This window comes from Protofrankia sp. Cas4, from assembly GCF_963555915.1.
GTDB lineage: Bacteria > Actinomycetota > Actinomycetes > Frankiales > Frankiaceae > Protofrankia.
In genome coordinates this window covers 1-5,186 of sequence record NZ_CAUVXL010000174.1, presented here as the reverse complement: position 1 = coordinate 5,186, position 5,186 = coordinate 1, and the positions used below count along the sequence as shown (strand labels likewise).

Genomic DNA, 5,186 nt, shown 5'->3' with positions numbered 1-5,186 from the left:
TCCCCGCCGTACGGGCACCCCGCCTCCGTCGACCCAGGTAGAACACCACTACCTGGACCTCCTCGCACCTCGCGATGCACCCACCCCAGCCGCACTCCTTGATCCGCATTCCATGCGGTGCGACGAGTGGAAGGATGACGTCAGGAGGCGCCGGTTTTCGGGCAGAAAATGTATGCCAACCATCCACTCGTGCTGGGCCGGCCACCCACCAAGGCGTCGCTGCCACAGCGGCTACACATCCCCGCGGGCCGCGGGTCGTGGACACCGCCACCGGCTACGACCCACCCTGGGCTCGGCGCCGGTAGGTCCATGGATGAGGCGTTGTGGCGTAACCCGGCATCGGCGTCGGCGTCGGCGTCGGCGTTCGTGACGTTCGCGGTCACAGCGCCGATCCTCAACGCCGCCACAAACGCCAGCACATCAGGTACCTATCGGACCAAATGGGCATCATCGCCGGATTGGACTGCCACACTGATCGTGTGGTGCGTCCGAGCCTTCGCGGCCCCGAACGGGCGGTGTGGCGGGCGTTCCCGCGTGGCGACGTCGTCGATTTACGGGGGCGAGCGGACCGAACGGTTCGCGCGAGCGTGCTGCGTACGCTCCTGTTGGGCGCCCAACAGGCCGAGCCTGGTCATTTCGCGACGCTGGATCTGATCGGCGCACGCATTGTTGAAATTCTCGACCTGAGCAACACCGACGTGCCGCATCCGGTGCGCATGCGGGACTGCCAGTTCGATGAACGACCGGATCTGCACAGTGCCCGGACCCAACAGATTGATCTTGCCGGCTCGACGTTCCCGGGCCTGCGCTGCTCCGGTGCGATAATCGATGGAGCCCTGCGGCTCACCGGCTGCCGCTCGACAGCGGAGATCCGGCTGGTCAGCGCCCGGATCGCGGGAACTTTACTCCTGAACGCCGCCAGGTTTGAGGGCACGGAAAGTGCCCTGAACGCAACACGGCTCACGGTCGGCAACGACATCCTCGGGCAGAAGGGCTTGATCTGCCGCGGCGAAGTGCGCTTAAGCCACGCCGAGATCGGCGGCTCCGTGCGGTTCGACGGCGCACATCTGAGCAATCCAGGCGGGTCCGCATTGTCCGCGCCGGACATCGTGGTAAGCGCCGTCGTGAACTGCGGCGAGGGCTTCCGCGCCGAGGGCATGGTCGAGCTGTCCTACGCGAGCATCGGCAGCCATCTCTCCTTCGAGCAGGCGACGCTGTCCAATCCGACCGGTACGGCGCTGGCGTGCCAGCACCTCGACGCACGCGAGCTGGTGCTGCTCACCGCTACCCCGATCGACGGCGAGGTAGACCTGCGCCACGCCCGGCTCGGCCTGCTCCGCGATGACCCGGCGACGTGGCCGGACACGCTTCGCCTCGACGGGCTGACCTACGACGCGCTGACCGACATCCACGGTGTGGATCGGTTGCGCTGGCTTCGACGCGACCCGCCCGGATACCTGCCCCAGACCTACGAGCAGCTTGCGGCGGTGTACCGGCGGCAGGGGCGCGAGGGGGATGCGCGGGCTGTCCTGCTCGCCAGACACCGCCGCCGCCGGGAGTCGCTTCCGCCGGCACTCCGAGCCTGGGGATACCTGCAAGACCTCACCGTCGGGTACGGGTACCTCCCGACCCGCGCCGCCGCCTGGCTGGTCGCGCTCCTCGTGGCTGGCGGCGTCACCTTCGGCCTGCACCATCCACAGGTCGTCGCGGGAAGCAACCCGCCCGGCTTCAATTCCGTGATCTACACCCTCGACCTGTTGATCCCCGTCATCGACTTCGGGCAGCAAAACGCATTCGACCCACACGGCGCGCTGGCATGGTTGGCCTACGGTCTCATCGCCGCAGGCTGGATTCTCGCGACCACCATCGCCGCCGGCATCAGCCGCACCCTGGGCCCCAATTAGCCGCGCTCACAGCCCGTCCTTCTCGCCCGGCCATGGCTGTCTTCGTCGCCGGCCCGGTCGTAGGCGGATGATGGGGTGGTGATGTCCAGATTGCGCGGCGGTGCCGACGATGTCCGCTCCCGGGTGGGCGGGCAGGTCCTGGGGCTGGTGGCCGGCCCGCGGGGCCCGGAACGACATGAACGGATCTTTGTAGCCGGCGGTGAACGCTGGTTCGCCGACGACCGCCCGATCCGACGTGTCCACGCGGATGTGTCGATGTTCGTCGGAGGCATGCGTGCGCTGCTGCTGCAGTCGCTGCATCCGTTGGCGATGGCCGGGGTGGCCGGGCATTCGGACTACCGCCACGATCCGTGGGGGCGCCTGCAGCGGACCAGTCTCTTCCTGGCGGCGACAACGTTCGGGCCGACCGAGGAAGCCGAGCGGGCCGTTGCCCGCGTCCGGGGTATCCACCGGCGGGTGCACGGCACCGCGCCGGACGGACGGGCCTATGCGGCCTCGGATCCGCACCTGCTGGGCTGGGTCCACGTCGCGGAGGTCGACAGCTTCCTGACCGCCTATCAGCGTTACGGCAACGGCGCGGCGCTCACCCCGGCGCAGCGGGACGCCTACGTCGCCGACGCTGCGCAGGTGGCCACGAAACTCGGCGTCATCGATCCGCCGCGCACCGAGGCCGAGCTGGTGAAACGACTCGCCGAATATCGGCCCGAGCTCACCGGAACCCCGCAGGCCCGCCAGGCCGCACGGTATCTCCTGCTGCGTGCGCCGCTGCCCGTCGCGGCGCGGCTACCTTACGGCGCGCTTGCGTCGGCTGCCGTCGGACTGATGCCGGTATGGACCCGCTGGCCGCTACGGCTCCCATACCTTCCCGCGACCGAGGCCACCGTCGGACGTCTGGCCGGATGGGGTGTCCTCGCCGGTATCCGATGGGCGACACGTCCGCCCGCCCCTGCCAGCCAGCGCGCCACGGACGGCTGATGGGAATGGGAATGCGGGACGCGGACGGCGGCGACGTCGACCCGGGTGCGGCGGTTGTCGTACGCGGTCTGACGAAGTCCTACCGCGGTGTGCCGGCCGTTCGGGGCATCGACCTGGAGATCCGGCGTGGCGAGATCTTCGCGCTGTTAGGCCCGAACGGTGCGGGCAAGACCACGACGGTTGAAATCCTGGAGGGATACCGTGCGCGCGACGGTGGTGCGGTGTCCGTGCTTGGTCACGACCCGGGCCGGGCTCGGTCGCGGCTCAAGGCCCGGATCGGGATCGTCCTGCAGTCCACGGGCGTCGACCGCTACCTGACGGTGGCCGAGACGATCACGATGTACGCCAGCTACTATCCGCATCCGCGACCGGTGAACGAGGTGATCGAGCTGGTCGGCCTCGGGGCGAAGCGCGATGCCAGGGTGGCGAAGCTGTCCGGGGGCCAGCAGCGACGGCTCGACGTCGCGATCGCCCTCGCCGGGGACCCCGAACTGCTGTTCCTCGACGAGCCGACGACCGGCTTCGACCCGTCCGCCCGACATGAGGCCTGGGATGTGGTGAAGAACCTCGCCGCGCTCGGCAAGACCGTCGTGCTCACCACCCACTACATGGACGAGGCGCAGTATCTGGCCGACCGGGTCGCGGTCATCGCCGCGGGCCGCATCGTCGCGCAGGGCACACCGGCCACCCTCGCCGGTCGTGACACGGCCAGGGCGCGGATCCGGTGCCGCCTGCCCGAGGATGCCCTACCGCCTGAGGAGTTCGCCGGCGTGGCGGTAGCGGACGGATACATCGAGTTCACCCCCGACGACATCACCCGGGCGCTGCACCGCCTCACCGGCTGGGCAATCGAACAGAGCGTCAGCCTGGACGGACTGCAGATTGTGCGGCCGTCCCTGGAGGACGTCTACCTGGAGTTGACCGGGCCGCCGTCCGCGGTCGGGGCGGACCGGCTCGGCAGCGCCGCCATCCCGGAAAGGACCTCGCGGTGAACGCCACGGTGAAGGCCGCGGCGCTGACGCTCTCGCAGGTCCGCTACGTGAACAAGGCGTTCTGGCGTAACCCGGCGTCGGCGTTCTTCACATTCGCGTTCCCCCTCATGTTCCTGGTGATCTTCACCGCGCTGCTCAGTGACGGAACAGTGCGCCTCGGTGGCCGACTCATAGCCCAGTCCACCTACTACGTGGCCGCGATGGCGGCGTTCGCGGTGATCACGGCCTGTTACAACAACATCGCGATGGCGGTGACCTTCCAGCGCGACGCCGGTATCCTGAAAAGGACCGACGGTACGCCGCTGCCGAGCGCGGTGTTCCTCGGTGCACGGATGCTGCACGCCCTGCTCGTCGCGGTCCTGCTGGTCGCGATCACGGTTGGGTTCGGTCGGGTGTTCTACAGCGCCGACATCCCCACGGGCGTGACGCTGCTACGGCTCCTGGTGATGCTGCTGGTCGGAGCGGCCAGTTTCTGCGCGCTCGCGTTCGCGGTCACCGCAGTGATCCCCAACGCCGACGCATCGGCCGCGATCGTCAACGCGACCATCCTGCCCCTGTTGTTCCTGTCTGGAATCTTCGTCCCGCTCGGCGACAACGCACCGGCCTGGATTGTGTGGATCGGCCGGATCTTTCCGGTCAAACACTTCGCGGCGGGGATGCAGGCCGGTTTTCTGGGGACCACGTTCCACTGGAGCGACGTCGTCATCGTCGCAGCCTGGGGAGTAGCCGGCCTACTCGCCGCGATCCGCTTCTTCAGCTGGGAACCACGAAACGGCTGAACAGACACGGACATCGCCGATGGGGAAGCCTCCAGCAAGGCGCGCAGAACGGTCAGGCGCGCAGAACGGTGACCGGGCGGCCGGACGGGCTGCTCGCCTGCTCAAACCTGGTGCGGTCGGCAATAGGCGCGACCTCGGGCCGGCGGTCGAACACCACCAGCACACCGCGGTCGAGGCCGAGCCGGTCAAGGTAACCATCCAACTGGGTCAGCCCCCGGGCCAGCGGATCGGGTTCGCCGGCCCGCCACACCTTCAACTCGATCGCCTCCCGCTGCACGGCCCGTTTCCCGTCCGGATTCTGGTAAGGCCAGCGGACGAACAAGTCGATGCGTCCGCGGCCGACGCCGTATTCCCGCTCCACCTGTCCACCTCCGTTGACGACGCGTTGCAGGAAAGCCATGAACACCAGCTGGGGGGCGACCTCGTGGTAGACGATCCCACGGGTCAGCACGTCGGAGTGCTCACGCCAGAAATCGGCGAACTCGGCGAGCAGCAGGTCGAAATCCAGCCGGCCGTCGGCGCGGACAAAGGCCCGC

At 68.6% G+C, this 5,186-nt stretch carries 5 protein-coding genes and 1 pseudogene; 4 read left to right on the top strand and 2 right to left on the bottom strand.

Features of this window, described 5'->3' with window-relative positions; translation table 11 throughout:
- Window positions 1-140: 140 nt before the first annotated feature.
- Window positions 141-383, bottom strand: coding sequence for a hypothetical protein (locus tag U9979_RS16335; RefSeq protein WP_322780060.1), 243 nt, complete (start codon window positions 381-383; stop codon window positions 141-143).
- A gap of 99 nt (window positions 384-482) precedes the next feature.
- On the opposite strand from U9979_RS16335, the gene U9979_RS16330 reads away from it, so the two are divergent.
- The 4 genes from U9979_RS16330 (at window position 483) to U9979_RS16315 (ending at window position 4,650) form a co-directional block, all read left to right on the top strand.
- A complete protein-coding gene (locus U9979_RS16330) occupies window positions 483-1,904 on the top strand; it encodes a hypothetical protein (RefSeq protein ID WP_322780059.1) in 1,422 nt (473 codons plus the stop codon).
- An 81-nt stretch (window positions 1,905-1,985) separates the two neighbouring features.
- Window positions 1,986-2,879, top strand: coding sequence for an oxygenase MpaB family protein (locus U9979_RS16325; protein ID WP_322750121.1), 894 nt, complete (start codon window positions 1,986-1,988; stop codon window positions 2,877-2,879).
- Window positions 2,879-3,871 (top strand): ABC transporter ATP-binding protein, encoded by a 993-nt coding sequence (locus tag U9979_RS16320; RefSeq protein WP_322780058.1) that lies wholly within the window; start codon window positions 2,879-2,881, stop codon window positions 3,869-3,871. Before U9979_RS16325 ends, U9979_RS16320 begins: the two co-directional genes overlap by 1 nt.
- Complete coding sequence (locus U9979_RS16315; protein ID WP_322769737.1) at window positions 3,868-4,650, top strand: ABC transporter permease; 783 nt, start codon at window positions 3,868-3,870, stop codon at window positions 4,648-4,650. Before U9979_RS16320 ends, U9979_RS16315 begins: the two co-directional genes overlap by 4 nt.
- 52 nt (window positions 4,651-4,702) lie before the next feature.
- Here the strand turns inward: U9979_RS16315 and U9979_RS16310 are convergent.
- A pseudogene (locus U9979_RS16310) lies at window positions 4,703-5,186 on the bottom strand (ATP-binding protein); the annotation flags it as partial.

Coding starts and splice junctions, on each gene's coding strand:
- U9979_RS16320 (WP_322780058.1), top strand. CDS start 2,879: ATGGGAATGGGAATGCGGGACGCGGACGGCGGCGACGTCGACCCGGGT.
- U9979_RS16325 (WP_322750121.1), top strand. CDS start 1,986: ATGTCCAGATTGCGCGGCGGTGCCGACGATGTCCGCTCCCGGGTGGGC.